Source organism: Haloprofundus salinisoli (genome assembly GCF_020097815.1).
Taxonomy (GTDB): domain Archaea; phylum Halobacteriota; class Halobacteria; order Halobacteriales; family Haloferacaceae; genus Haloprofundus; species Haloprofundus salinisoli.
Genome location: NZ_CP083663.1, coordinates 2,903,622 through 2,927,383 on the forward strand (window position 1 = coordinate 2,903,622; position 23,762 = coordinate 2,927,383).

The window sequence follows — 23,762 nt, forward strand, 5'->3', positions numbered from 1 at the left end:
CTCTACCTCCCTGTGACCGAACTGTCGGTTTAGGTGACAGGTTCGCGGCCGGACGTATCTTTCGCCTCCGTTCTCAGTTACCGAAACGAACATCGCCCGTGATTGCCGATATTGGAGCCATTGAGGGCTACACGGCGTGCGAAAGTGAGCAACGCTTATCATCTTCATACACGGTTTTTCATTGTGGTGTGGGGCGCTAGCACGTCATCGTAGCACGCGGGACTAGCTCCGACACACGAGGGAGAAACTACCAATGACAACAGAGACATACGTTGGCGCTATCGACCAAGGGACGACGGGAACGCGCTTTATGGTCTTCGACCATAGCGGACGCGTCGTCACCAGTGCGTACGAAAAACACGAACAGATCTATCCCGAACCGGGATGGGTCGAACACGACCCGACCGAGATTTGGGAGAAAACGCAGTCGGTGATTACGTCGGCGCTCGAGGAGGAGGACCTGACGGCCGACCAGCTGGAGGCCATCGGCATCACGAACCAGCGCGAGACGACGCTGCTGTGGGACGCCGACTCCGGGACGCCGGTCCACAACGCCATCGTCTGGCAGGACCGTCGAACGACCGACCGCGTCGAACAGCTGGAAGCAGAGGACAAAGTCGAGTGGATTCGCGGCAAGACGGGGTTGGAAGCCGACGCGTACTTCTCGGCGACGAAGGCCGAGTGGCTCCTCGACAACGCCGACCCGATGAAGATGCAGCGGGCGCGACCCGCCGACGTCCGCGAACGCGCCGAAGACGGCGAAGTACTGTTCGGCACCATCGACACGTGGCTCATCTACAAACTGACGGGGAACCACATCACCGACGTGACGAACGCGTCGCGGACGATGCTGTTCGATATCCACGAGATGGAGTGGGACGAGGAGCTCTGCGAGGAGTTCGGCGTCCCGATGGCGATGCTTCCGGAGGTTCGCCCCTCCTCCGACGACGACTACTACGGGACGACTGACTCGGAGGGCTTCCTCGGTAGCGAAGTGCCCGTCGCGGCCGCCTTCGGCGACCAGCAGGCGGCGCTGTTCGGCCAGACCTGCTTCGACGAGGGTGACGCGAAAAACACCTACGGCACGGGGTCGTTCATGCTGATGAACACCGGCGAGGAAGCCGTCGAGAGCGAACACGGCCTGCTCACGACCGTCGGTTTCCAACGCTCGGGCGAACCGGTGCAGTACGCCCTCGAAGGGGCGATCTTCGTCACCGGCGCGGCCATCGAGTGGCTCGAAGACATGACGCTCATCTCGAACGCCTCCGAGAGCGAGACGCTCGCCCGAAGCGTCGACTCGACGGACGGCGTCTACTTCGTGCCGGCGTTCACGGGACTGGGCGCGCCGCACTGGGACGGCCGCGCCCGCGGGACCATCGTCGGGATGACCCGCGGGACGCGCCGCGAGCACATCGTCCGCGCGGCGCTCGAATCCATCGCCTTCCAGACACGCGACGTCGCCGACGCGATGGAGGCCGACTCCGGTATCGAGATGACGGACCTCCGCGTTGACGGCGGCGCGGTGAAGAACAACTTCCTCTGCCAACTGCAGGCGAACATCGTCGGCACGACCATCGTCCGCCCGCAGGTCGACGAGACGACGGCGCTCGGTTCCGCGTACGCCGCAGGTCTCGCGGTCGGCTACTGGGAGACGGTCGACGAACTCCGCGCCAACTGGCAGGTCGACCGCGAGTTCGAGGCCGAGGACGGAAAGAACGTCGAGGGACGCCACGAACGCTGGCAAGAGGCGGTCAAGCGCTCGCTCGACTGGGCGCGCGACGGGAGTGAGTGACCGATGCTGAAACTCGGACCCCTGACTGCGGTCGGCCTCTCCGGCTTCGTGCCGGTGATGCAGACCGGATTCGGCGTCTTCGTCGACCCGGTGATGATTCTGGCGGCGCTCGCCGGCGGTGCGTTCGGCGCAGCGCTCGGGGCGCTCCCGGCGTTCATCTTCACCGGCTTCATGGTCATCGCCGGACAGGTCGCGGAGTACGTCGACCCCGAGGCGGCCGCCATCACCGGGGCAATCGCCTTCGGACCGCCGTTCTCGCCGGCCGTCAGTTTCGCCGGCGGTGCCGCCGCGGCGGCGTACGCCGCGAAGCAGGGCTACATGGACACCGGTTTCGACTACCACGAGGCGAAGAACATCGCCTTCGCGCAGGGGACGAAGCCCGACGTGCTCCTCGTAGGCGCGGTGTTCGGCGTCGTCGGCTACTGGATCACCCAGGTGTCGAACGTCTTCCTGCTCCCGTGGGACTCCATCGCCATGGGCGTCGTCGTCTCGGCGCTCATCCACCGACTCGCCTTCGGGTACTCGCTCATCGGCGACGTCCGCGGGGGCAGCCTGCTCGACATGTCGCCGTTCGAACGCGAAGAGATGCGCGCGGGCGGCGGTGAAGCCGCCGTCGACGGCGGGGTGGACCAGCCGCAGACGGACGGAGGGACCGTGACCAAATCCCGCTTTGCGGTCGAACCGTGGCTCCCCCACCAGTACAAGTGGGTGAACGTCGTCACGCTCAGCATCTTCGGCGGTCTGCTCGGCGCGTTCATCGCACTCGAAACCGGACTCGTGTTCCTCGGGTTCGGTATCAGCGCGGCGACGCTGGTCTTCCTCAACTGCGGCGTCGAACAGATACCGGTCACGCACCACATCACGCTCATCGGGAGCGCGGGTGCGGTCGCCGCCGTCGGCGGCGACCCGACCGGTGCGACGACGGTCGGACTGCTCGCCGGCGCGTTCTTCGGCCTCATCTCGGGGCTGTTCGGCGAGGCGTTCCAGCGCGTCTTCTACGCCCACGGCGACACCCACTGGGACCCGCCGGCGGCGGCTATCGTCTTCGGGTCGCTGGTCATCGCGCTGCTCGCGATCGTGGGCATCCTGCCCGACTCGTCGTACGTGCCGACGCTCGGGCTCTAAACGGACTATCTCTTCTCGTCGCGAGGTAGTCGCTCACTCCCGTCTCGAAAGACCGCTGACTGCGTCCGAGGCGTCGCTGTCCGCTCGGCGGCCGGACACGCCGAACTGTTCGGTTTCCGTCGTCACCCGAGCGGTTCGACTTCGTCCTCGGTGAGTTCGGTGAGGTGAAGCGTACTTTCGGCTAAAGAGTTGTGGGCTCTGCGGAGTCGTTCCGAGAGCGCCTGTTGCGTGATTCCGATCTCGTCGGCGAGTTCCGTGAGCGTCACGTCTCTGGGGACCTTGAAGTAGCCGCGCCGGTGGGCGATGACGAATGCCTCCTTCTGCTCGTCGGTGAGTGCGAATTCGCTGTCTCCGAACGTCTCGTCGAGTTCGGTGATTCGTTCGACGGTGATCCGCAGGTCGTTCGACTCCCAACGGTCGTGTGCCGTCGTGAGTTGCTCGTGTCGGGGAAACAGCACACGGAACTGCCAGCGTCCGTTCTCCGCGGACGCACCGAGTAGCGTCGCATCCCCGAGCAGCGTCTCGAGGGTGTCTCGGACCGACGATGCCCACGTGAGTTGGTAGAGCCACTTCCCGTTCGACTCCGCCAGAAGCGTCGCGGCTTCAACCGACGAGTCGACGTCGAGAACCGACTCGACGTCCGCCGACCCGTCGTTGTTGAACCACAGGAGCGACGCTGGGGTCTCCTGTCCGTGCGCTGCAGTCCGAAGAACGTCGATAGTGACGTTCGAGTAGCGCTCGAAGAGCGTCTCGAGAGCGAACTGTTCGGCCGGCGTACGTAGTTCTGCGATCGTTGTCATAACCGTAAATTCTCTGAGTCGTGTCGGGTTCCTCACAGTGCCCGAAATCCTGACTTCCTTCGAATAAACGTCCACGGGTAGCGAGATAAGCAGTTTTGTGACTGTCGAAGACATACACTAACGCTGATGCGCTTGGCCGGAATTATCGTCGGGGCGACGACGTCGTTGGTCAGTTCGCGGTCCGGCTCACCGAACTCGACGTTCGAGATATCTCCTTTCTCGGATGTGTCCCCCCGAGAGACCGGCGATTTCGGTTCCGCTCAGTTCAGTTTCCGGTAGTCGCGGGCTTCCTCGGCGGACTCGACGACCGAATCGAGGGTCGCCTTCGACCCGCTCGCCTCGACGGCGGCGTTGAGCGCGCCCTCCAGAATCGGCGCGTCGGCGATACGGACGTTCGAGTCGCTCATCTCCATCGCTACTTCGGCGTTCATCACCGCGCTCCCGAGGTCGACGAGGACGACCACGCCGTCGCCGTCGCCATCGTCGGCGTCGGCGATGGCTTCCTCGATGCGGTCGACGCTCGTCCCGATGTCGCCGTCGGGCCCGCCGCCGGCGGGTTCGATGCGCGCGTCGCCGCCTCCCATCTGTCCGGCGATCTCGCAGATACCCTCCGCGGCCTTCTCGCTGTGAGAGACGACGACCAGTCCGACCATCTACTCGCCCTCCTCGTCGAGCGGTTCGTCCGCGGCCTCTTCGGGCGATTCGTCCGGGACGTCCGGCGACCGGGCGTCTCGAACCACCTCGCCGTCGAGATGCTCCTCGGCGGTTTCGAGCAGTTCCTCTAAGATGAACAGCGTACTCGTCGCGCCGGGGTCCTGGTGGCCGACCGACCGCCAGTCGAGGTACGACGCCCGACCTTTTCGCGCCCGAAGCGGGACGGTGTAGCGGACGCCGCGTTCGCAGGCGTCAACCGCCTTCGAGAGCGCGGTCAGCGGCGGGAGGTCGTCCTGTTCGATGGATTTCTTGTAGGTGTGGACCGCCGGGACGAGCGCGTCGACCATGGTCTTCGCACCGATTTCGGCTTTCCCGCGGTCCTGTACTTTCTGGAGATACGCCTCCGCGAACGCGACGCTCGTCTCGGCGGTGATACCGCCTTCGAGCTCCTTGCTGGCGAGCATCGTCGACCCGCCGTACAACGGCCCCGCCGCGCCGCCGACGTTCGAGATGATGGTTTTGCCCACCAACTTGACGAGGTCGTCGGGGCTCATCTCGTCGACGTCGTCGCTCTCGACGGCCTCGACGACGGCCTGAAAGCCCCGATTCATGTTCGCTCCGTGGTCGGCGTCACCGATGGCCGAGTCGAGATCCGTCAGATGCGACTTCTCCTCGGCGATGCGGTCGGCGACGTTCTCGACGGCCGCCAGAATCGCCTCCCGCTGAGTTTCAGCGTCTGCCATGTCTGGTAGAACAACGCTGCGGCGCAAAGTGTTTGCGTCAACGGCGTCGCTCGGTAGACGCGATTGATGGCGTACAGACGACACGACCGATAGCCGATTCCGCGCGACACGGTGTCGTACTCTCGCGAAGCGTCGCGCGGCGGTTCGTCAGGTCACGGGCGGTCTGGTCGCCTCATCGCTCAAAAACAGTCGGATGGCGCGCGCTCAGTCCGTGCGCTTGAGCGCCGGCGTGTCGGCGGGTGCGCCGAGCAGTTCCTTCAGTTCGTCGTCCAGGCGGAGCACGGTGACCGAACAGCCCATCATGTCCAGCGAGGTCATGTAGTCGCCGACCCACGCGTCCCACGTCTCGACGCCGCGGTCGTCGAGAATCTGCTGCAGGCGGCGGTTGACGATGTACAGTTCCGACAGCGGCGTGCCGCCCATCCCGTTGACGATAGTGGCGACCTCGTCGCCGTCCTCGATTTCGATGTCGTCGAGCACCTGCTCGGTGAGGCGGTCGGCGACCTCGTCGGCGCTCATCACGTCGGTTCTCTCGACGCCTGGTTCGCCGTGGATGCCGATGCCGAGTTCGATCTCGTCCTCGCCGAGTTCGAACGTCGGTTCGCCCTTCTCGGGTGTGATACAGGAGGTGAGCGCCATCCCCATCGTCCCGACGTTGTCGACGACCTTCTCGGCGACCGTCCGAACCTCCTCCAGGTCGCCGCCGGCGGCGGCTTTCGCACCGGCGATCTTGTGCACGAGGATGGTGCCGCAGACGCCGCGGCGGCCGCTCGTGTACAGCGAGTCCTCGACGGCGACGTCGTCGTCGACGACGACCTGCACCACCTCGGCGTCCTCCATCTCGGCCATCTCGCCGGCCGTCTCGAAGTTCATCACGTCGCCCTCGTAGTTCTTGACGACGCAGAGTACGCCTTCGCCGGCGTCGCAAGCGCGGACCATCTCCTCCAGTTGGTCGGCCGTCGGCGAGGTGAACACCTCGCCCGCCGCCGCCCCGTCGAGCATTCCGTCGCCGATATATCCCGCGTGCGCCGGTTCGTGACCGCTGCCGCCGCCGGAGACGACGCCGACCTTGCCGTCGACCGGCGCGTCCGCGCGGACGAGCACTTTCGTCCCGTCGAGGCGTCGGAGTCGGTCGGGGTGGGCCGCAACCATCCCTTCGAGCATCTCGTCTACGTAATCCGCCGGGTCGTTGATGAGTTTCTTCATGACTCGTGGTATCAATGGTGTAATTCGGGCAAAAGCTTTCCTGGCCTCCGGGGCCACTCACGCCTCGGTGCGACCACCGGGCGCGCCGATGGAACGGGATTTACGGCTTCGGAGACGAACTCCCCGCATGTCTCGCCCCCTCGCGCTCGACATCGACGGGACGCTCACGCGCGGCGACGGCTCCGTCGACCCACGAATATTCGACGTACTCCGAAACTGGGACGCCCCCGTGGTCCTCGCCACCGGGAAGTCGTTTCCCTACCCGGTCGCGCTCTGTCACTTCATCGGCATCCCCGAGACCGTCGTCGCCGAGAACGGCGGCGTCGTCTACGCGGCCGACGAAGTGACGTTCACCGGCGACCGCGAGAGCGCCAGCGCCGTCGCCGACGAGTTCGTCGCCCGCGGCGGCGACCTCGGGTGGGGGAGAGCGGACACGGCGAACCGCTGGCGCGAGACGGAGATCGCGGTCAACATCGACGCCGACGAGGAACTGCTGAGGACCGTCGCCGACGAGTACGGGATGGAGGTCGTCGACACCGGCTACGCCTATCACGTGAAGTCGCCGGGCGTTTCGAAAGGCAAGGGACTGGAGGCGGTCTGTGAGACGCTTTCGTTGGATCCGACGACGTTCGTCGCCGTCGGCGACAGCGAGAACGACGTCTCGACGTTCGAGTTGGTCGACGAGTCTTACGCCGTCGCCAACGCCGACGACCGGGCGCGCGCGGCCGCCGGCGTAGTTCTCGAAGAGAGCTACAGCGACGGGACGCTCTCGGTGCTGGAGTCGCTTCGGTAGCGAGCCGTCGACGCCGCTACTCCTCGGATCCGACCGCACCCGCGCGCCACGCGGCGAACGAGTCGAGTACGTCGTCCTCGTCGAAACGCTCGATACAGGGCGTCTCGTGGGGATGGAGTTCGAGCACCCGGTCGCGGAGGTCGTCGTAGGCGTCGTCGGTCGTCTTCGCCAGCAGCACGACTTCGTCTTCGTCGACGACTTCGCCCTCCCAGCGGTACGTCGAGGCGCAGGAGAGTTGGTTCACGCAGGCGGCCAGTCGATCGTCGACGAGCGTCCGCGCGAGCGTCGCCGCGTCGCTCTCGGGGGCGGTGATGTAAGCGGTGGGCATGAAAACGGTGGAGACCGTCGGTTATCCCTCGATGGGGAGGAAGTTGCCGTTGATATCCCACTCGTGGATACAGTGGACGCTGCCGGTCTGCGGCTCGTCGGCGTCGTCGACGGCGACGCGCCACGACTCGCTGTCGTCGCTCCACGCCTCGCGACGGCCACAGCGCTCGCAGGTTCTCTCTGTCGGTCGGCGGAGTCGGACACCACTGCTCATACCTCTCGAGAGCGCGCCGAACGAGTTAAACGTACTCCCGTCTTCGACAAGCGTTCGTCTCGAACGACTCGACGGCGCGACTGTTCGACGCGCCGACCCGACCGATAGAGGCAAGTCGCCGCTCCGAGTGGGTCCTGTATGATTAAACTGGTAGAACTGCTGGTGCGCCGCGACGGGATGTCCCACGAGGAGTTCGTCGACTACTGGTTGAACGAACACAGCCCTATCGCCAGGGAGATGCCGGGGCTCCAGAAGTACGTCACCTCGGTACCGAAAGACCCCGAACGCACCGAGTACGACGGCGTGCTCGAACTGTACTTCGAGGACAGCGAGGCGATGGCGGCCGCTTTCGACTCAGAGGCGGGCGAGCGAACCCTCGCGGACGCCGAACAGTTCTTAGAGACCGGCGCGGGACCTCGACTCGTCCTCGACGAGACGATACAGCTCGACGACCTCTAGCCGAACGCCCTCCGACTACGACTTCTAACTGAACACCCTCCGACTAACGACTTCTAACTGAACACCCTCCGACGTACCGACCGCGACGCTACTCGGCCCGAAGGTCGGAGACACCGCCGCGCCCGATACTTTCCTTACGCCGCCAGACGAACGAGTGCCATGGGTTTCCACACCTTCGATATCGACCGCGCTGACGCCTTGGAGGACGAGAGTCGCTACCGCCACCTCTCGGCCGAGGAGCTGCTCGCGGTGCTCCGTCCCCACCCTGAGATGACCGTCGCGGACCTCGGCAGCGGCACCGGGTTCTACACCGACGACGTGGCCCCGCACGTCGGCCACCTCTACGCCGTCGACGTCCAGGAGGCGATGCACGACATCTACCGCGAGAAGGGGTTCCCCGAGACGGTCGAGACCGTCGTCGCCGACGTGGCGTCGCTGCCGTTCGACGACGGCGCGCTCGACGCGGCGTTCTCGACGATGACGTACCACGAGTTCGCGGGCGAGGCGTCGCTGGCAGAACTCTCTCGGGTGCTCCGACCCGGCGGGCGATTTGTCGTCGTCGACTGGACTGCGACCGGCGCAGGCACCGCGGGGCCGCCGACGGACGAGCGCTACAGCGTCGGCGAGGCGGCTTCGGCGCTCGAAAATGCAGGCTTCTCCGTCGACCGCGCCGAGTCGCGCACGGAGACGTTCCTCTGCGTCGCGTCCGTTTGAGTCGCCCGTCTCGGTCACGCCGTTGTGACCCGAGAGTAGCGAAAAAATCCCAGTTCTTTCAGTCGAGGTCGATTCCCGCGTAGCGGTCAACGGCGACGACGAGCGCACCACCGACCAGCGCCGCGACGGCGAACGCGACGAGGACGTCCGTCGTCCACGACCCGCCGTGTTCGGCGAGACTTGTCGACAGTTGCGAGACGGGCGCGCGGAGCGCGCCGAAGATGAGCGCGATGAGGAACGCGAACGTCGCCTCGCGGTAGTGTTCGAGCGCCCAGTCGACGACGTGGGCGACGGTGAACAGGCCGATGAGCGCGCCCGAACAGAACGTGACGATAGTGACGAACGGACCGACGAGGGCGTCGAGGGTACCGCCGTCGAGGAGGCCGAACACGCCGTCTCGGAACGTCGAGAGCGTGCCGGTCATGTAGAAGTACTGCCCGAGGATGAGCAGCAGCAGCGACCCCGAGACGCCGGGGAGAATCATCGCGCTGATGGCGATGGCTCCGGCGACGAACGTCACGGCGGGACTGTGCCCGAGCGCCGACTGCGCCTCGCCGGAGACGATGAACGCGAGAGCGAACCCGGCGACCGAAGCGGCGACACGACCGGGCGTATCGACAGACACCTCGGTGATGAGCACGAGCGCCGACGCCGCGATGAGACCGAAGAAGAACCCGAACGTCGGGGCCGGAACGGTCTCGACGGCGACTTCGACGAGGCCCGTGATGGTGACGATGGCCGTCATGATGCCGAGGCCGAGCGTCACCAGAAACACGGTGTCCATCTCCCGCAGCGAGGCGAACGCGTCGCTGCTGTCGCCGGTGACGCCGCCGAGTACGCGGAGCACGTTGTCGACGTCGATGGCCGTCACCGCGTCGATGAGTCGCTCGTAGATGCCGGTGATGAGCGCGATAGTGCCGCCGGAGACGCCGGGCACCGCGTCGGCGGCACCCATACAGACGCCTCTGAGGTAGATGCCGAGCCACCCGCGAAGGCCGCCCGACACCGTGTTCACGTCCGAAATCGTCTCTCCGTCGGCCATCGAGTTAGCCCCACACCGTCGCCGGAGCGGTCACCAGTGCGGTCGACGCGCCGCGAGCGGTCGTCGCGTCGGGGGCGACGAGCGACGTGCTGTTGTCGGAGTCGTTGCCGTCGGTCGACCCGTTCGACGAGTTGCCGGTCTCGTTGCCGGAGTCGCCCTCGACGCTCTCGTTGCCGAACGGGTTCTCGCCGGTGGCGTTGTCGAGCGTCTCGTTTCCAACCGTCTCGTTACCCGAGTCGTTGCCGCCGTCTTCGACGGGCGACTCGGACAGTTCGACCGTCGCGGCGCTGTCGTCCTCACCGACGACTTTCGCGTCGGAGACGTTGACCGTGCCGTCGTAGACGACCGAATCGCCCGACTCGTTCTCGGTCGCCTGCGTGCTGACGTAGTACGGGCCCGTCGCGCGGACGCTGACGTTCGTGTACTCGTCGCCCGTCTCGTCGTAGCCGGTCGTCGAGTACGGCAGCGTGAACTCGAAGTTGCCGTTGGCGTCCGTCTCGGCGTACTGGACGTAGGTGAACGTCTGGCCGGTCGTCTCCATCCGCATCTGGACGATCGCGCGGACTTCGCTGTTGGCGGGTGCGCCGCTGCCCTCGACCGTCGCGCCGGGGACGCGCTCGAACGTCTTCACCCACTGCGGCGGCGTCTGCGTCAGGAACTGCGCGTTCAGTCCCGTAATCTGACCGGTGCTGAGCAGTTGACTGAAATACGACCGCGACTGCGTCGCCGACGACTCGCTGACCTTCACGAGGCGGTAGTGCTCCAGCGCCTCGACGCGCTCTTCGGGGTACGGACCGACGCCGCCGACCTGGGCGGTGCCGTCCTCCTCGACGAAGTCGCGGGCGGCGCTCATGTTGTCGAACGTCCGCAAGAGCGTCGCGTTCTCACCCTCGCCGACGGGTGTCGGGACGCTGACTTCCTCGCCGGTCTGCTGGTTCACGGCTGGCGTCGGCTCCCAGTCGACGACAAACGGCTGCGGGTCCATCGCGCTGCCGTGATACTCGTACAGCCGGACCATCGTGCTGTCGTAGTAGCGCTGGTTCTTCAGGAAGAAGCTCCCGCGGAACCCTTCGGCGTAGATGCGCTGGTAGAAGTCCGACTGCGAGAGGTTCTCCTCTTCGTCGTAGAAGACGGTCGGCGCGCCGAACTTCTCGCCCGGCGTCACCATCTGCCAGTCGACCATCACGTAGCGCGTCTGATTGCCCTCGGTGCTCTCGCGCGCGAGGACTTCCTCGGACTGCTGTTCGCTCGGCGCGAGCAGGAAGTTCGCCGCGGAGGTCGCACCCTGCTGGAACGGGTTCGCGTTCGGAATCCGCTCGCTCCCCATCGTTATCCAGTGCCCGTAGTCCCACCACGACATGACGCCGTAAGTTCCCTCGGGGTAGTCGTAGTCGCCGTCGGCGGGTTGGCCGAAGCGCTCGTAGTAGCCGAACTCGTCGGCGTTACCCGCGCCGCCGTAGTTGCCTTCCTCCGGCGTGTTGTTCGCCATCCAATCGAGGCTGCCGTCCCACTGGGTGTACGCGCCGGGGGCGTTGGCGGCACCGATCTGCTGCGCCGTCGCCGTCTGGGGCGATTGGCTCCCGCCGAGCGGGACGAGAAGCACCGGCGTGAGGACGAGCATGATGACCGTCGCCACGACGAGCACCTGATAGCCCTCGATGTCGTCGGCGACGCGGGCGACGGATTTCCGAAGCCCGAGGTAGCGGAGTACCTCGCCGAGGAGATACGCGTTCATCGCGACGACGACGAGCGCGAGGTAGTAGTTGAACCGCAGTTGCGTGAACGCCGCCGCGGTCATGAACGCGGCCCAGACGACGACGAGCAGGTGTTCGGCTCTGTAACTCGTCAGCAGCGCCGCGCCGACGATGAGGCCGAAGACGACGAGGAGTCCGAAGAGCGCGTGGTCGATACCGAGCGCACCGCCGATCGTTCGCGGAACCGCCGGAATCAGGTACAGCAGGCCGACGACGGCGACCGAGCCGGCGACGTAGCCGACTTTGCGCACGTCGCCGCCGCGGAGCAGCGGTTTCGCGAGCATCCACGTCGCCGCGGCGACGCCGGTGAAGATGGCGAGGCCGTACTCGCTGAGCAGTTGCATCGTCGCCGTCGTCCCGAACTGCGCGAGCGTGTTCGGGTCGAGAAACGGCTGCGCCTCGCTGATGGTCCGGGTTCGCGCCCCGGCGCTGAAGCCCAGAATCCGGTTGAAGTTGTTCGTCAGTTGGTGGAACGCGTCGGGGATGACGACGGCCATGAGGCCGAGCGAGACGGCGATCGCGCCGCCGACCGCGACGGGGTACAGAGAGACCGAGAGGTCGCGCGCCTCCCACTCGCGGGCCAGCCACGCGAGGAACACGCAGCCCGCGCCGACGGCGAGCGCGAGCACCGGCTGGATGAGCGAGTACTGCGTCGCGCTGAACTGGAAGGTGTCGATACGAATCGCCATCAGGAGGGCCGTGACGCCCATCGACACCGCGCCGACGAAGGCGATCGGTTCGGGCGACTCGCCGTTGACGACGTCGCTCACCATCTTCAGGACGAGGAAGGTGCCGACGACGCCCACGAGGAGGACGCCCGGCGGCCAGACCCACATGTAGAGCGCGAGGGCGACACCGGCGAGCGCGGACCACTTCAGCGGCGAGCGGAGGGCGTCGCGGTCGCGGTCGTCGACGAGCTCCCAGATGGGTTTCTCGCGCTCGCCGACGGCGAAGGCGACCATAAATGCCAGAACGGCGATGGCCATGAACAACGGTTCGACGCCGTTGTGGTCGGAGACGCCGACGAGCGAGCGCTGGAGGAACGACCCCGGCAGCAGCATCAAGATGACCGCGCCGAACAGTCCGGCGAACCGACCGCCGAGGCGCTTACCGATGTAGTACACCGGAATCGCGGTCAACGCGCCGAAGACGGCGGGCGCGACGAGCAGCGTCTGGGCGACGAGTTGGTCGCTGGGACTGCCGAGACCGAGAATCAGGGCGGCGGTCGCGACGATCTGGTCGTACAGCGTCCCGAACTGCCCCTGGTAGGTGCCGTAGGGGAAGTAGGTCCACGGATCGAACGGCATGGTGAAGGGCCAGTGTCGGACGGTGTATTCGACTTCACGGAGGTGGTACCAGGCGTCGTTTCCGGAGAAGACGACGGTACCGTCCTCGGCGAAGTAGTTGCCGTAGCCCTGTAACCGGATGTAGAGCATGACGGCGACCACTCCCAGGAGGGCGGGGACGTGGTACCAGTCTTCGAGGCGCTCGAGGTAGGAGTCCTCTGTCTCCTCGACGCTCTCTGTTCGATGACTCATTGGCCGAAAGGACTTGGAAAACCCGCATAAGCCTTATGATACGCTAACGGCCGGAAGTTAGCGAATCTCGCCCGTCAGGTCCCGTACGACCCACCAGGCGTCGTTTCTGAGTCGTCCGTTCACGACGAGCAACGACGCGAAGTACGTCACACCGCCGACGCCGAGCAACAGACAGAGCGTGAGAGCGCCGGAGACGCCGTCGAGAACCGCGTACAGCGTCGCGACGACGGCCATCATGACGACGGTCGCCGCCAGTTGCGTTCCCACGTCCTTCGCGACGGCTCGGGTCGGCCGGTAGTCGAGCGTTCGCCACAGGAGCAGACAGCTGCCGCCGAAACTGAGCGTGGTCACGAGGCCGAGTCCGATAGTGCCGCCCAGTTCGGCCAGCGGGAGGACCAAGACGGCGTAGGTCACGATGAGCACGACCGAACTGAGCGCGCTGATACGGGGGCGATTCGTCCCGAGGAAGTACGATTCGAGGACGCTCCGGTAGCCGTTCGAGAGATTCGCCAGCGCGAGCACGGCGATGAGGAGGTTGCCGACGCCGACCGCGCCCAGCGCCCCCAGCGAGACCGTCCCGGGGGCGACGCCGTAGACGACCGATAGGAGGTCGTTGCCGACGACGAGGCCGCCGCCGATGGCCGGGATGGCGAACAGGCCGGCGTACGTCACCGACTTTGCGAGCAGTTCGCGTATCCGCTCGCCGCGGTCGTTCGCCTGGAGTCGGGAGAACTCCGGGAACGAGACGTCCGACAGCGCCGACGAGAACAGCATCGCCGCCTCCGTCAGCGTGAAGGAAATCTTGTACAGCCCGGCCGCTCCCGTGCCGAACAGCTGCCCGAGAACGATGTAGTCGGCCTGTTTGAACAGCTGCGAGCCGAGCGACTGCACGTAGGTGTACTTCGAGAAGGAGAAGAAGTCGCCGACGAGTTCGCGCGAGGGGAACGCCGGGACGACCCGTGCGTAGCCGAGGTAGGCGACGAGAAACGTCGCGAACTGTCCGAGAACGAGCCCCCACAGCAGCGCGTACACACCGTATCCGGCGAGCAACAGCGCGGTCTGGAGGCCGACGATGACGACGTACCGTCCGTTCTCGATGAAGCCCGCCAGCGCAACCTCTCCTTTCCCTTCGAGGAACGCCCCGGCCACTCGCATGAGGCTCCACGAGAGGATGCCGAGCGGAACCAACAGCGCGGCGTCGGCGTCGAGAACCCCGTTCACCAGCGGCGCGGCCGCCGCGAACGCGAGCGCAGAGAGCGCCGTTCCGACGAGGACGATGAGGATGCCGCTCGTGAAGTGTTTCGCCTGGTTCTCGCCCTCGCTCACGCGCTTCGTGAGGGCGCTGAAGAGACCGAACGTGACGACTGTCGCCGCCGCCATCTGGAAACTCGTGAAGATGGCGTAGACGCCGAGTCCCGGCGCGCCGAGCTCCCGCGTGAAGAACACCGTCCCGGCGAACCCGGCGACGGTTCCGAAGACGTTCGCCAGAAACCGCTTCGAAACCTCCGCGCCGACCGTCATTATTCGAGGTAACCGAGTTCGCGGAGGCGGGATTTGACCTCGGTTTCGCGCTCGTCGTCGCCGGAGACGCCGCCCTCGTTGACCGCCCCGCCGCCGACGAAGTCGTAGTACTCGGGGTCTCGCTCGGCGGCGTCGGTGTCGGGCGCGAACACGTCGAGCACCTCGCCGTCGGTCGACGAGGGGAGCGTCCGGCCGAGCGCGTGCAGTACCGTCGGCGCGATGTCGGTGATGGCCGCGCCCTCGACGGTCCCGGTGCGGAACGACGGGCCGCGGGCGAAGAAGATGCCGTGACGAGCGTGGCCGCTCGTCGAGACATCGAACAGCGGCGACTCCGCGTCGAACCGCGAGGAGGCGTGGACTTCGGGCGTCTCGATGACCATCGCCAGATCAGGCGTGTGCGGGCCGCCGCGGTCGAGTTCGACGAAGCGCACGTCGAGGCCGACGTCGTCGGCCGCCTCGGCGAGTTTCTCCCGGGCGTGTGCGATGATTTCCGCGCGCTCGTCGGCGTCGTCGGGGAGCGCGTACACCATCGTCGTCTTCTGACCGACATCGGCGACGGCGCGAGTTCGCCCCCAGTCGACGCGCCCGAGGCTGATGGCGTTGTCCAGGCCGAGCGCCGACCCCGTCGGGAGGTCGGCGACGTAGCTCTCGGGGACGACGTTGCGCGCGAGCGTCAGCAGGCCGACGCGACCCAGCACGTCGCTGGCGGCGTCGCGGAGTTTCCCGAGCGCCTGTTTCTTCCCGTCGCCGCTCTCGCGGAGGCCGACGAGTCCGGCCTGCGACAGCACGTAGTTCGGCGCGAACTTCTTCGAGACGGCCTCGAAGCCGTGGTCGCTCATCACGACGACGTCCTCGTCGTCGTGGGCGTCGAGGAACTCCCCCAGACGCTCGTCGACGCGGCGGTACACCTCGAACAGCGCGTTCGACTCGTCGGGGTCGGTCGACCAGTAGTGGTGGGCCACGCGGTCGGTCGCGCGAATCAGTCCCACCGCCAGTTCGGGGTCTTCCTTCCGGATGAAATGCTCGAAGCCGTCGAAGCGCTTGTCGACGAGCGAGAGGCTCTGGTCGACGTAGCGTCGGCTCCCGGGCGTCGCGTCGTTTCGGAGTTTGTACTCGCCGACGACGGACTCCAGTTCGTCCCAGCGGTCCTCGGGGTGGCTGTAGCTCTCCTTGTACTCGGGGGCGGCGGCGACGATGGTGCCGTCGATGGCCTGCCACGGGTACGACCCGGGGATGTTGAACACGACGCAGCGCCCGCCCTGGTCGTCGACGACGTCCCACATCTTTCCGGGGATGAACTCGTCGTGGCTGAGGTCCAGTTCGCGCGTCTCGCGGTTGAAGTGGGTGAAGCCGTAGACGTCGAGTCGCTCGGGGTTCCGGCCGGTGGCGAAGGCGGGCCACGCCGGCACCGTGATCTCCGGGATGGTGCTTTCGAGGTCGCCGTGGACGCTCTCCTCGTAGAGGCGGGCGAACGTCGGCAGATGGCCCGCGTCGACCCACGGGCGAAGCAGCGAGTGGGTCGCGCCGTCCAGACCGAGGACAATCATGCCGGAAGCGATGTCGGTTTCGACCAAAAGGCGTTCGGTCTCCGGAAGTGACGGAGGTTCGCGCCGGTTCTCGCGGTTCCGTGCGTTTCCCGAAACTACTCCAGATACCCCAAATCAGCGAGTCGACCGGCCACCTCGTCGTCGTCGGTCCGCGTCCGCCCGCCCACGTCGAACTCGGGATACGTCTTGGGCTCCGGTCCCGAAACGCACGAGAGCGCCTCGCCGTCCATCTCCACGTCCGGCGCGATACCCAACGTCGCCAACACCGTCGGCGCGACGTCGAACAGGTGCGCCTCCGAGAGGTCGGCATCGGCGTCGACGCCCGCGCCGGAGACCGAGACGACGCCGTCGAGTTTGTGGTTCCACGGTTCGGGGTCGCCGAACTGCTCGCCGACGAGCGCCGACAGCGAGTGTTCGAAGTCCGTGGGAACGGTGACAATGTCGACGGCCTCGTCGACGTACGGTCCCTCGAACAGTTCCTCGCGGGGGGCGACGCGCTCGAACACCGGCGCGCCCTCGGGCGTCTCCGCCGCGCGCAACTCCTCTATCAGCGCCTCGCGGACGGCGTCGTACTCGTCCTCCGGAATCGTCCCGTCGGGTTCTCTCCCCTCGACGTTCAGCCGAACGCCCAGTTCCGAGGGCGAGCGGAGGTACGCCTCCGAGGCCGCGAAGTCGACGGACTCGCTGGCGGCGAAGACGACGGAGACGGGAACGTGGCGGCCGACGAACTCCGCGAGGCCGACTCGGTCGAGAATCGCCTTGCCGCGCTGGTACGTCAGCCCTGCGCGCGCCGCCGCGGCCGCGACGGTCGAGAGAATCTGCGTGCCGCTGTCGCCACTGTCTTCGTCCGAACCCGACTCGTCGGTCAGTTCGCTGTCCTTAATCTGGAACCACGAGGGGACGTCCTGGCCGCCGCGGGCAGTGACGACTCGGCCCCGTTCCTTCAGGAACTGGTTGACGCGGAACTCGTGACCGCTGTACTCGCCCATTCCGTGGTCGCTGGCGACGACGACGATGTCGGGGTCGCAGGCGTCGAGAATCTCGGCGAGTTCCTCGTCGACGGCGTGGTAGACGTCTCTGACTTTCGCCGCGTCGCCCGGGAAATCGTGGAAGACGGCGTCGGTCTTCTGGAACTGCACGAAGCCGAACTCGGGGTCGAACCGGTCGGCGAGGTAGCAGAACGTCCGCCCGCGCAGGTGCGTCAGTTCGACGTAGTCGCGGAACTTCGCCTCGTCGCTCCGCCGCTCGTCGGTCTCCCGCTCCGCGTAGACGCGGTAGGGACCGACCTCGTCCTCGATTGCTTCGAGAATCCCGTCCGGGTGACAGCGCGGGTTCTCCGCGGCCAGATACCCCGGGACGAGCGCGCCGTCGAACTCGCGCGGCGGGTCGGTGACCGGCGCGTTGACGACGACGCTCGTCATGCCGGCTTCGTCGGCGTACTCCCACATCGTCCGCGCCTTCACGTCCGTCGAGTTGACGATGTCCCACTCGTAGCCGTCGAAGGAGAGAAAGTCGAAGACGCCGTGTTTTCCGGGGTTCCTCCCGGTGTACAGCGAGGGCCACGCGCTCGCGGTCCACGGCGGGATCTGCGACTCCAGCGGGGCGGTCGCGCCCTCGTCGAACACGGAGCGAAGCGTCGGCAGGTCCCCGTCGTCGAACAGCGGTCGAAGCACGGGAAGACAGGCGGCGTCGAGCCCGACCAACAGGGTTCGCATGGTTTCCCGCACAGGCTTGGTCGGTAAAACGTTCCCTATCTGTTCGTTCGAGGGTTGCCCTCGACCGACTCAGAGCGGGCTATTCGAGGTAACCGAGCTCTCGAAGATTCCGCTCGACGCCCGCGCTGTACTCCCGTTCTCTCTCGCCGTCGACGACGAACTCCTCGCCGAGCGTTTCGACCAACTGCTCGCGCAGTGCGTCTGCGACCTCGGAGTCGTCCACCTCCGCGCCCGTCCGCACGTCGTGCAGTTGCTCACTGCCGTCCGACCGCAGTTCGAGGCGATGCGTCACCGTCCGAATCGACTTCTTGCCCCGCTCGAACGCCGCGAGCGTCTCCGTCGACACCTCCGAGACCGCCTCTCGGTCGCGTTCGTCCACGACCGCGGTCTCGGCGAACACCGCGTTGCGCTCGTCGGTCGACTCGTCTCCGTCGTCCGCGCCACCGGCGAACAGCGCCCGTCCGCTCGTCGCATCCGGCGCTGCGATGCCCGAGAGGTCGCAAACCGTGTCGAACAGGTCGACGAGCGAGACGAGGTCCGAGCGGCGTTCTCCGTCGGGGACTTCGGGACCGCTGACGAGAAGCGGGACGTGCAGCAGTTCGTCGTGCAGGAAGTAACCGTGGTACATCGTCCCGTGTTCGCCGAAACACTCGCCGTGGTCGGAGGTGAGGACGACGTGCGTCTCCTCGCGACGTCCCGTCTCGTCGAGCCAGTCGAGCAGGTCGCCGAGTTGAGCGTCGAGATACCGGACGCAGGCGCGGTACCACGCCCGGAGTACCGAGAGCTCCGCGTCCGTGAGATAGTCGCCGGTCTCGTACTGCCGCATCGCAACGCTCGTCGCCGACGCGCCGTCGGCCGCCGCGAACAGCTGTTCGGGTCGCACGTCGTCGCGGTCGAACCGCACCGTAGACGGGAGAAACTCCTCCAGCAGGGGGCAGAACGGACGGTGGAGTTCGGGCGTCTCCTCGCGCATGTACGGCTTCGGCACCCAGTACGGCGCGTGGACCGTGGTGAGATTCGCCATGGCGAACCACGGCGCGTCGGCCTCGGAGACGAACCGCTGGAGCTTCTCGATCTTGATTCGAGTGTAGTAGTCGTTGCCGCGGGCGGCGAGGCGCACGAAGTCGCGGCGGACGAACCCGTCGGTGAGCAGTTGTCGGAGGTACGGCAGCGATGGCCGCTCGGCCATCTCCTCGTACACCTCGTAGTACTCGTCGAACCCGCGGTCGAGTCCCACCGGCGACCCCATCTTCGACGGCCCCGGTATCCCGATGGTCGCGTACCCCGCCTCGCCGAAATGTTCGGCCATCACTCTCTCATCGGCCGGCAGCGTCGGCCATGCGCCGGCGAACCCTGTCTCGGAGGGGTAGCGTCCCGTGAACAGCGCACCGTGTGAGGGCGGCGTCCACGATCCGACGGCGAAGGCGTTCTCGAACGTCGTCCCCTCGGCGGCGAGACGGTCGAGATTCGGCGTCGGCGGCGCGTCCTCGGCGTAACAGGAGAGCGCGTCCACCCGGAGGGTATCGCAGATGACGAGGAGCACGTTGGGCGGAGAGGTCATAGCGGCCGTTTCGAAGGAACTGTAATATCGCTTTTTGTGTCCGGTTCGTTTCCGAGCCGCTCGCGTTCCCCTTAGTTCGGACCACGCCGTTCGGCGTCGGTGTCTGAGCCGTTCGGCGTCGGCGTCGCGTCGACTCCAGCGGATTTATACACCTCTCGCCCGCCGCTTCTGCCGTGAACCGACGGACTGCGCGGGTTGCGATGCTGTACCAGGATCCTCACCCCGCCCACCGAGGCTTCGCCGAGGCCGTCGACGCCGACCTCGTCGACTTCCAGCGACATCCGCTGGGGCCGCTCTCCGACAGCGTCGTCGGCGACGTGTACAACGGCCTTCGCTACCCCTCGTACGACGTCTACCTCGTCGAGGGCTCCCGGCCGCTGTACGCGGCACTCACGCATCGGGCGGTCCGACGCTCGAAACTCGTCTACCTCTGTGCGGACCACGGCCTCTACAGCCTCGGCCGCGCCGACTTCGAGGGCAGTTCCGGCTTCAAGTCGCTCGTCGGCCGCTTCGGCAAACCGGCTATCGGCGCGGTCGGCTCTCGATTCGTCGACGGCGTCGTCGCCGTCTCCGAGTTCGCCGCCGACTTCACGCGGCCTCTCGTCGGCCCGGACACGCCCATCGAAGTCGCCCATCCCTACGTCCAACCCGAGGTGTACGACGCTCTCGGCGGCGTCTCCCCCGACATCGACGCGAACGTCGCCGTCACCGTCGGCCGGCCGTGGCGCTACAAGGGCGTCGAGATGCTGGTCGAAGCGTGGCCGACGGTCCGCGAGTCGATTCCCGACGCGGAACTGCACGTCGTCGGCGGCGGCCACCCCGAGTCGTACGCCGAGACGCCCGGCGTCGAGGTCCGCGGCTACGTCGAGAACCTGGCCGACGCGTTCGCGCCCGCCTCGCTCTACGTCCAGCCCTCGCGGATGGACACGTTCCCCGTCAGCGTGCTCGAAGCGATGCGCGCCGGACTGCCGCCGCTGGTCACCGAGACCACGGGGACGCGTTCGGAGGCCCGCACGCTCTCGCCGGACCTCGTCGTCGACGCGTCGCCCGATGCGCTCGCGGCGGGCGTCGTCGCCTACTTCGAGCAGGGTGAAGCCGAACGTCGTGAACTGTCCGCGCGCGCCCGCGAGCGCGGCGCGACGTTCGACGCTGACACTCGCAAGAACGCGTTCGCTGAGGCGTTCGACGCCGTACTCGAAGCACTTTAACGCGGGTGCGCCGATAGCCCGGACATGACCGTCTACGTCGTCGGACTCGACGGGGCCGACTGGTCGTTGCTCCGCGACGGCATCGACGCGGGCGACTTTCCGGGACTGGCCCGTATCGCCGACGAGGGCGTCACCGGGAATTTGGAGAGCACGCTCCCGCCCATCACCTTCCCCGCTTGGAAATGCTACTCGACCGGGAAGACGCCCGGGAAGCTCGGGGTATACGAGTGGTTCGGCTTCGACCGCGAGTCGCAGTCGATAACGATCAACGACTCCTCGAACTTCCGCTCGCGGGAGTACTGGGACGTGCTGGCCGACCGAGGGTTTACTCCCGCGGTCGTCAACATGCCGACGACGCACCCGCCGAACACCGACGACGGCGTGCTGACCGTCGCCGGGAGCCCCGCCTCCGAACGCGGCGAGTTCACGAAACCGAACTCGCTCAAGGCCGAACTCCTCGACGCAGTACCGAACTACCGGACGAAACCGGACCTCGTTCTCGACGAGGCGTCGCCCGACGAACTCACCTCGGAGGCGAAGACGCTCGCCGACCAGCGCTTCGACGCCGCCGAGTGGTTCGCCGACGAGAAGGGCTGTGACCTCGTCCACCTCACCGTCTTCGTCACCGACACGGTCCAGCACCGGCTCTGGGACCAACCAGAGAAGATTCGAGAGCTGTACGAACGAATCGACCGCCGAATCGCGGCGTTGCTCGACCGCGAGGACACTGAGGCGGTGTTTCTGATGAGCGACCACGGCTTCACCGAGATCGAGGAGACGTTCCTCGTCAACCAGTGGCTCGCCGACCGCGGCGACCTCGCCGTCGGTGACGCGGGCGGGCGCGACACGCTCGCCTCCGTCGGCATCACGCGCGAACGTCTCAAGCGCGTCGTCGACCGACTCGGCCTCGTCAACCTCGCGCAGGGGCTGATTCCGGAGTCGCTGCAGCGCTTTTTCCCCAGCGAGAGCGGCCGCGTCGCCATCCAAGACGCGCCGATAAACTGGTCGGAGACGAAGGCCATCTCGCTCGGTCGCGGTCCCATCTACCTCAACGGCGACGCCTTCGAGAGCGAGGCCGAGCGTCGGTCGTATCGCAAGTCACTCACCGAGGCGCTCTCGTCGCTGGAGACGCCCGACGGCGACCCCGTCGCGGCGGCGGTTCACCGACCGGAGGAGATCTACACGGGCGACCTGCACCGCGCCCCCGACCTCGTCGTCGAGTACGCGACGGGCGTCGACGCGCCCGAAGCCATCGGCGGCCGTGTGTTCGGCGAGCGGACCGAGTGGCTGGCGACGCACCGCCGTCAGGGTATCTTCGGCGCGTGGGGCGAGGGGTTCAGTTCCGGCCGGTTCGACTGCACGCTCTACGACCTCGCACCGACTATCCTCCACTGGTTCGGCGCGCCCGTCCCCCAAGATATCGACGGCGACGTCCAGCGGGCCATCCTCATCGGCGAACCCCAGCAGCGAAGCGTCGAGCAGGGGCCGGAGACGGCGACGTCAGGCGGCGGCGAGACGGCGGGCGACGAAGTCCAGGAGACGCTGCGGGATCTGGGATACATGGAATGAGTGTCGGCAGTCGAGCGCACAGACTGCGTTGGGCCGCGTAGACCCGCGACGACTCACCAGATTCGGAAAAACTCACAAAATACAAACGAGACGCCGACGACGGTGGCGTATGTCCGACCGCCCGAACACCCTCCTCGTCTCGTGGGACAGCGTTCGCGCCGACCACCTCTCAGCCCACGGGTACGAGCGTGAGACCGCCCCGTTTCTGACGAGCGTCGCCGAGGACGGTCTCGTCTTCGAAGATGCCCAGGTGCCGGGCGTCGGCACCATCACGAGTTTCACCGGCGCGTTCACCGGCGCGCACGCCGACGCGACCCAGCAGTCCATAGAACCCGCAGACTGGAAAGCGGCCAACGCCGACCGCCGCCTGCTCTCTGAGGCGCTCTCGGACGCCGGCTACTACACCGGCGCGGTCCACTCGAACGCGCTCATGAGTCGATTCTACGGTTGGGACCGCGGGTGGGACGTGTACAAGGACAACGTCGTCACCGAATCCGACGGAGACTCCGATTCAGCGAGATGGTGGAACCGGGTGAAAAAGGAACGACTGCTGCCGACACTGCGCCGCCTCGGCGTCGCCGGTGCGGTCATCCACGGTCGTAACATCGCGCTGAAGACGCCGTCGTACGTCGAGTGGGAGCGGATGTGGGACGACGTCGAGCAGTTCGTCCGCAACGCACCCGAACCGTGGTTCCTGTGGGTCCTGCTCGTCGACACGCACCACCCCTGGTGCGCGCCGCCCGAGTACTGCGAGTGGGAGCAACCGGGCTTCCGCGGCGCGCACGCGTGGAACTACGTCATGCGGCGGTACCCCGAGCGCACCGGCGACCGCCGCCCCGCTATCGTCAACGCCTACGACAACGAGATACGCCACGCCGACGCGTTCCTCCGGAAGTTGGACGGTCTCCTCGAGGAGACGGGCAACGACGACGCGGCGCTCGTCGTCCACAGCGACCACGGCGACGAACTCGGCGAACACGGCGAGTACGGTCACTCTTCCCAGCGGATGTACGACACACTCACCCGCGTCCCGCTGGTGATGCGGAACGTCGGCGAGACGGGTCGCGTCAAGGGGCCGCACACGCTGTTGGACCTCGGGAGTACGATTCTGAAAATCGCCGGGAGCGACGAACGTCTGAGTGATCGACCCTCGCTGCTCGGCGACGAGCGAGAGACGCGAGAATCGGTCGTCGTCGAGAACTTAGCCGGCGAAGGCGACGCCCGCGCGGCGGCCGTCGGCGACGAGTGGAAGGTGCTCTATCATCCTGACACCGGCTGGCACGCCTACTTCCGGCCCGACGACCCCTTAGAGCGAAACGACCGCTGGGGCGACCACCCCGAGGAACTCGAAGCGGTGCTGAGAGCGCACCTCCGCGACCGAGAGGGCGTCACCGTCTCCGTCGAGAAAGGCGGCGACGGGATGAGCGACGTGCAGGAACGACTCACGAACCTCGGCTACATCGACTGACGACCGCTGATC

20 protein-coding genes are annotated in these 23,762 nt (G+C 66.6%); 8 read left to right on the top strand and 12 right to left on the bottom strand.

All coding sequences use genetic code 11. The annotated features are described in order from the left end of the window. The first annotated feature begins 253 nt into the window (after positions 1-253). Positions 254-1,792, top strand: a complete 1,539-nt coding sequence (glpK, locus tag LAQ73_RS15230) for a glycerol kinase GlpK (RefSeq protein WP_224269108.1) — start codon at positions 254-256, stop codon at positions 1,790-1,792. Between the two features lie 57 nt (positions 1,793-1,849). After that, positions 1,850-2,917, top strand: coding sequence for a DUF7973 family transport facilitator (locus LAQ73_RS15235; protein WP_224270775.1), 1,068 nt, complete (start codon positions 1,850-1,852; stop codon positions 2,915-2,917). 122 nt (positions 2,918-3,039) lie between these two features. Here the strand turns inward: LAQ73_RS15235 and LAQ73_RS15240 are convergent, their stop codons facing one another. The 4 genes from LAQ73_RS15240 to dhaK form a co-directional block, all read right to left on the bottom strand. After that, on the bottom strand, positions 3,040-3,717 hold the full coding sequence (locus LAQ73_RS15240; RefSeq protein ID WP_224269109.1) for a helix-turn-helix domain-containing protein: 678 nt from the start codon (positions 3,715-3,717) through the stop codon (positions 3,040-3,042). A gap of 260 nt (positions 3,718-3,977) precedes the next feature. Further along, positions 3,978-4,370: a dihydroxyacetone kinase phosphoryl donor subunit DhaM gene (gene dhaM, locus LAQ73_RS15245; protein ID WP_224269110.1), complete on the bottom strand. Its 393-nt coding sequence runs from the start codon at positions 4,368-4,370 to the stop codon at positions 3,978-3,980. Beyond that, positions 4,371-5,114, bottom strand: a complete 744-nt coding sequence (gene dhaL, locus LAQ73_RS15250) for a dihydroxyacetone kinase subunit DhaL (protein ID WP_224269111.1) — start codon at positions 5,112-5,114, stop codon at positions 4,371-4,373. Positions 5,115-5,318: 204 nt separating this feature from the next. Continuing rightward, positions 5,319-6,320, bottom strand: coding sequence for a dihydroxyacetone kinase subunit DhaK (gene dhaK / locus LAQ73_RS15255; protein ID WP_224269112.1), 1,002 nt, complete (start codon positions 6,318-6,320; stop codon positions 5,319-5,321). Between the two features lie 127 nt (positions 6,321-6,447). Here dhaK and LAQ73_RS15260 point away from each other — a divergent pair, with 127 nt between their 5' ends. Beyond that, a complete protein-coding gene (locus LAQ73_RS15260) occupies positions 6,448-7,113 on the top strand; it encodes a phosphoglycolate phosphatase (protein ID WP_224269113.1) in 666 nt (221 codons plus the stop codon). A gap of 16 nt (positions 7,114-7,129) precedes the next feature. Here the strand turns inward: LAQ73_RS15260 and cutA are convergent, their stop codons facing one another. Further along, the gene (gene cutA / locus LAQ73_RS15265; RefSeq protein WP_224269114.1) at positions 7,130-7,441 is read right to left on the bottom strand and encodes a divalent-cation tolerance protein CutA; all 312 of its coding nucleotides are present in this window, start codon (positions 7,439-7,441) and stop codon (positions 7,130-7,132) included. Between the two features lie 21 nt (positions 7,442-7,462). Beyond that, on the bottom strand, positions 7,463-7,654 hold the full coding sequence (locus LAQ73_RS15270; protein ID WP_224269115.1) for an HEWD family protein: 192 nt from the start codon (positions 7,652-7,654) through the stop codon (positions 7,463-7,465). 138 nt (positions 7,655-7,792) lie between these two features. Here LAQ73_RS15270 and LAQ73_RS15275 point away from each other — a divergent pair, with 138 nt between their 5' ends. Together LAQ73_RS15275 and LAQ73_RS15280 are read left to right on the top strand one after the other, a co-directional pair. After that, on the top strand, positions 7,793-8,113 hold the full coding sequence (locus tag LAQ73_RS15275; RefSeq protein ID WP_224269116.1) for an EthD family reductase: 321 nt from the start codon (positions 7,793-7,795) through the stop codon (positions 8,111-8,113). A 159-nt stretch (positions 8,114-8,272) separates the two neighbouring features. After that, positions 8,273-8,827 (top strand): class I SAM-dependent methyltransferase, encoded by a 555-nt coding sequence (locus LAQ73_RS15280; protein ID WP_224269117.1) that lies wholly within the window; start codon positions 8,273-8,275, stop codon positions 8,825-8,827. Positions 8,828-8,885: 58 nt separating this feature from the next. Here LAQ73_RS15280 and LAQ73_RS15285 read toward each other — a convergent pair whose 3' ends face one another. The 6 genes from LAQ73_RS15285 to LAQ73_RS15310 all read right to left on the bottom strand — a co-directional run bounded on the left by LAQ73_RS15285 (position 8,886) and on the right by LAQ73_RS15310 (position 19,505). Further along, positions 8,886-9,869, bottom strand: coding sequence for a DUF368 domain-containing protein (locus tag LAQ73_RS15285; RefSeq protein ID WP_224269118.1), 984 nt, complete (start codon positions 9,867-9,869; stop codon positions 8,886-8,888). Between the two features lie 4 nt (positions 9,870-9,873). Continuing rightward, positions 9,874-13,161, bottom strand: coding sequence for an oligosaccharyl transferase, archaeosortase A system-associated (locus tag LAQ73_RS15290; protein WP_224269119.1), 3,288 nt, complete (start codon positions 13,159-13,161; stop codon positions 9,874-9,876). A gap of 57 nt (positions 13,162-13,218) precedes the next feature. Beyond that, entirely contained in the window at positions 13,219-14,682 is a 1,464-nt protein-coding gene (locus tag LAQ73_RS15295; RefSeq protein WP_224269120.1) for an oligosaccharide flippase family protein, read from the bottom strand. Further along, the gene (locus tag LAQ73_RS15300) at positions 14,682-16,229 is read right to left on the bottom strand and encodes an alkaline phosphatase family protein (protein ID WP_224269121.1); all 1,548 of its coding nucleotides are present in this window, start codon (positions 16,227-16,229) and stop codon (positions 14,682-14,684) included. Before LAQ73_RS15300 ends, LAQ73_RS15295 begins: the two co-directional genes overlap by 1 nt. Before the next feature lie 95 nt (positions 16,230-16,324). After that, positions 16,325-17,944 carry an alkaline phosphatase family protein gene (locus tag LAQ73_RS15305; RefSeq protein WP_224269122.1) on the bottom strand — a complete coding sequence of 540 codons (1,620 nt, stop codon included), beginning with the start codon at positions 17,942-17,944 and terminating at the stop codon, positions 16,325-16,327. Positions 17,945-18,023: 79 nt separating this feature from the next. Next, positions 18,024-19,505 (bottom strand): sulfatase, encoded by a 1,482-nt coding sequence (locus tag LAQ73_RS15310; RefSeq protein WP_224269123.1) that lies wholly within the window; start codon positions 19,503-19,505, stop codon positions 18,024-18,026. 173 nt (positions 19,506-19,678) lie between these two features. Here LAQ73_RS15310 and LAQ73_RS15315 point away from each other — a divergent pair, with 173 nt between their 5' ends. The 3 genes from LAQ73_RS15315 to LAQ73_RS15325 all read left to right on the top strand — a co-directional run bounded on the left by LAQ73_RS15315 (position 19,679) and on the right by LAQ73_RS15325 (position 23,750). Further along, a complete protein-coding gene (locus LAQ73_RS15315) occupies positions 19,679-20,713 on the top strand; it encodes a glycosyltransferase family 4 protein (protein WP_224269124.1) in 1,035 nt (344 codons plus the stop codon). Positions 20,714-20,737: 24 nt separating this feature from the next. Beyond that, positions 20,738-22,282, top strand: a complete 1,545-nt coding sequence (locus LAQ73_RS15320; protein WP_224269125.1) for an alkaline phosphatase family protein — start codon at positions 20,738-20,740, stop codon at positions 22,280-22,282. Positions 22,283-22,391: 109 nt separating this feature from the next. Further along, a complete protein-coding gene (locus tag LAQ73_RS15325) occupies positions 22,392-23,750 on the top strand; it encodes a sulfatase (RefSeq protein ID WP_224269126.1) in 1,359 nt (452 codons plus the stop codon). The last annotated feature ends 12 nt before the right edge of the window (positions 23,751-23,762 follow it).

Coding starts and splice junctions, on each gene's coding strand:
- glpK (WP_224269108.1), top strand. CDS start 254: ATGACAACAGAGACATACGTTGGCGCTATCGACCAAGGGACGACGGGA.
- LAQ73_RS15235 (WP_224270775.1), top strand. CDS start 1,850: ATGCAGACCGGATTCGGCGTCTTCGTCGACCCGGTGATGATTCTGGCG.
- LAQ73_RS15240 (WP_224269109.1), bottom strand. CDS start 3,717: ATGACAACGATCGCAGAACTACGTACGCCGGCCGAACAGTTCGCTCTC.
- dhaM (WP_224269110.1), bottom strand. CDS start 4,370: ATGGTCGGACTGGTCGTCGTCTCTCACAGCGAGAAGGCCGCGGAGGGT.
- dhaL (WP_224269111.1), bottom strand. CDS start 5,114: ATGGCAGACGCTGAAACTCAGCGGGAGGCGATTCTGGCGGCCGTCGAG.
- dhaK (WP_224269112.1), bottom strand. CDS start 6,320: ATGAAGAAACTCATCAACGACCCGGCGGATTACGTAGACGAGATGCTC.
- LAQ73_RS15260 (WP_224269113.1), top strand. CDS start 6,448: ATGTCTCGCCCCCTCGCGCTCGACATCGACGGGACGCTCACGCGCGGC.
- cutA (WP_224269114.1), bottom strand. CDS start 7,441: ATGCCCACCGCTTACATCACCGCCCCCGAGAGCGACGCGGCGACGCTC.
- LAQ73_RS15270 (WP_224269115.1), bottom strand. CDS start 7,654: ATGAGCAGTGGTGTCCGACTCCGCCGACCGACAGAGAGAACCTGCGAG.
- LAQ73_RS15275 (WP_224269116.1), top strand. CDS start 7,793: ATGATTAAACTGGTAGAACTGCTGGTGCGCCGCGACGGGATGTCCCAC.
- LAQ73_RS15280 (WP_224269117.1), top strand. CDS start 8,273: ATGGGTTTCCACACCTTCGATATCGACCGCGCTGACGCCTTGGAGGAC.
- LAQ73_RS15285 (WP_224269118.1), bottom strand. CDS start 9,869: ATGGCCGACGGAGAGACGATTTCGGACGTGAACACGGTGTCGGGCGGC.
- LAQ73_RS15290 (WP_224269119.1), bottom strand. CDS start 13,161: ATGAGTCATCGAACAGAGAGCGTCGAGGAGACAGAGGACTCCTACCTC.
- LAQ73_RS15295 (WP_224269120.1), bottom strand. CDS start 14,682: ATGACGGTCGGCGCGGAGGTTTCGAAGCGGTTTCTGGCGAACGTCTTC.
- LAQ73_RS15300 (WP_224269121.1), bottom strand. CDS start 16,229: ATGATTGTCCTCGGTCTGGACGGCGCGACCCACTCGCTGCTTCGCCCG.
- LAQ73_RS15305 (WP_224269122.1), bottom strand. CDS start 17,944: ATGCGAACCCTGTTGGTCGGGCTCGACGCCGCCTGTCTTCCCGTGCTT.
- LAQ73_RS15310 (WP_224269123.1), bottom strand. CDS start 19,505: ATGACCTCTCCGCCCAACGTGCTCCTCGTCATCTGCGATACCCTCCGG.
- LAQ73_RS15320 (WP_224269125.1), top strand. CDS start 20,738: ATGACCGTCTACGTCGTCGGACTCGACGGGGCCGACTGGTCGTTGCTC.
- LAQ73_RS15325 (WP_224269126.1), top strand. CDS start 22,392: ATGTCCGACCGCCCGAACACCCTCCTCGTCTCGTGGGACAGCGTTCGC.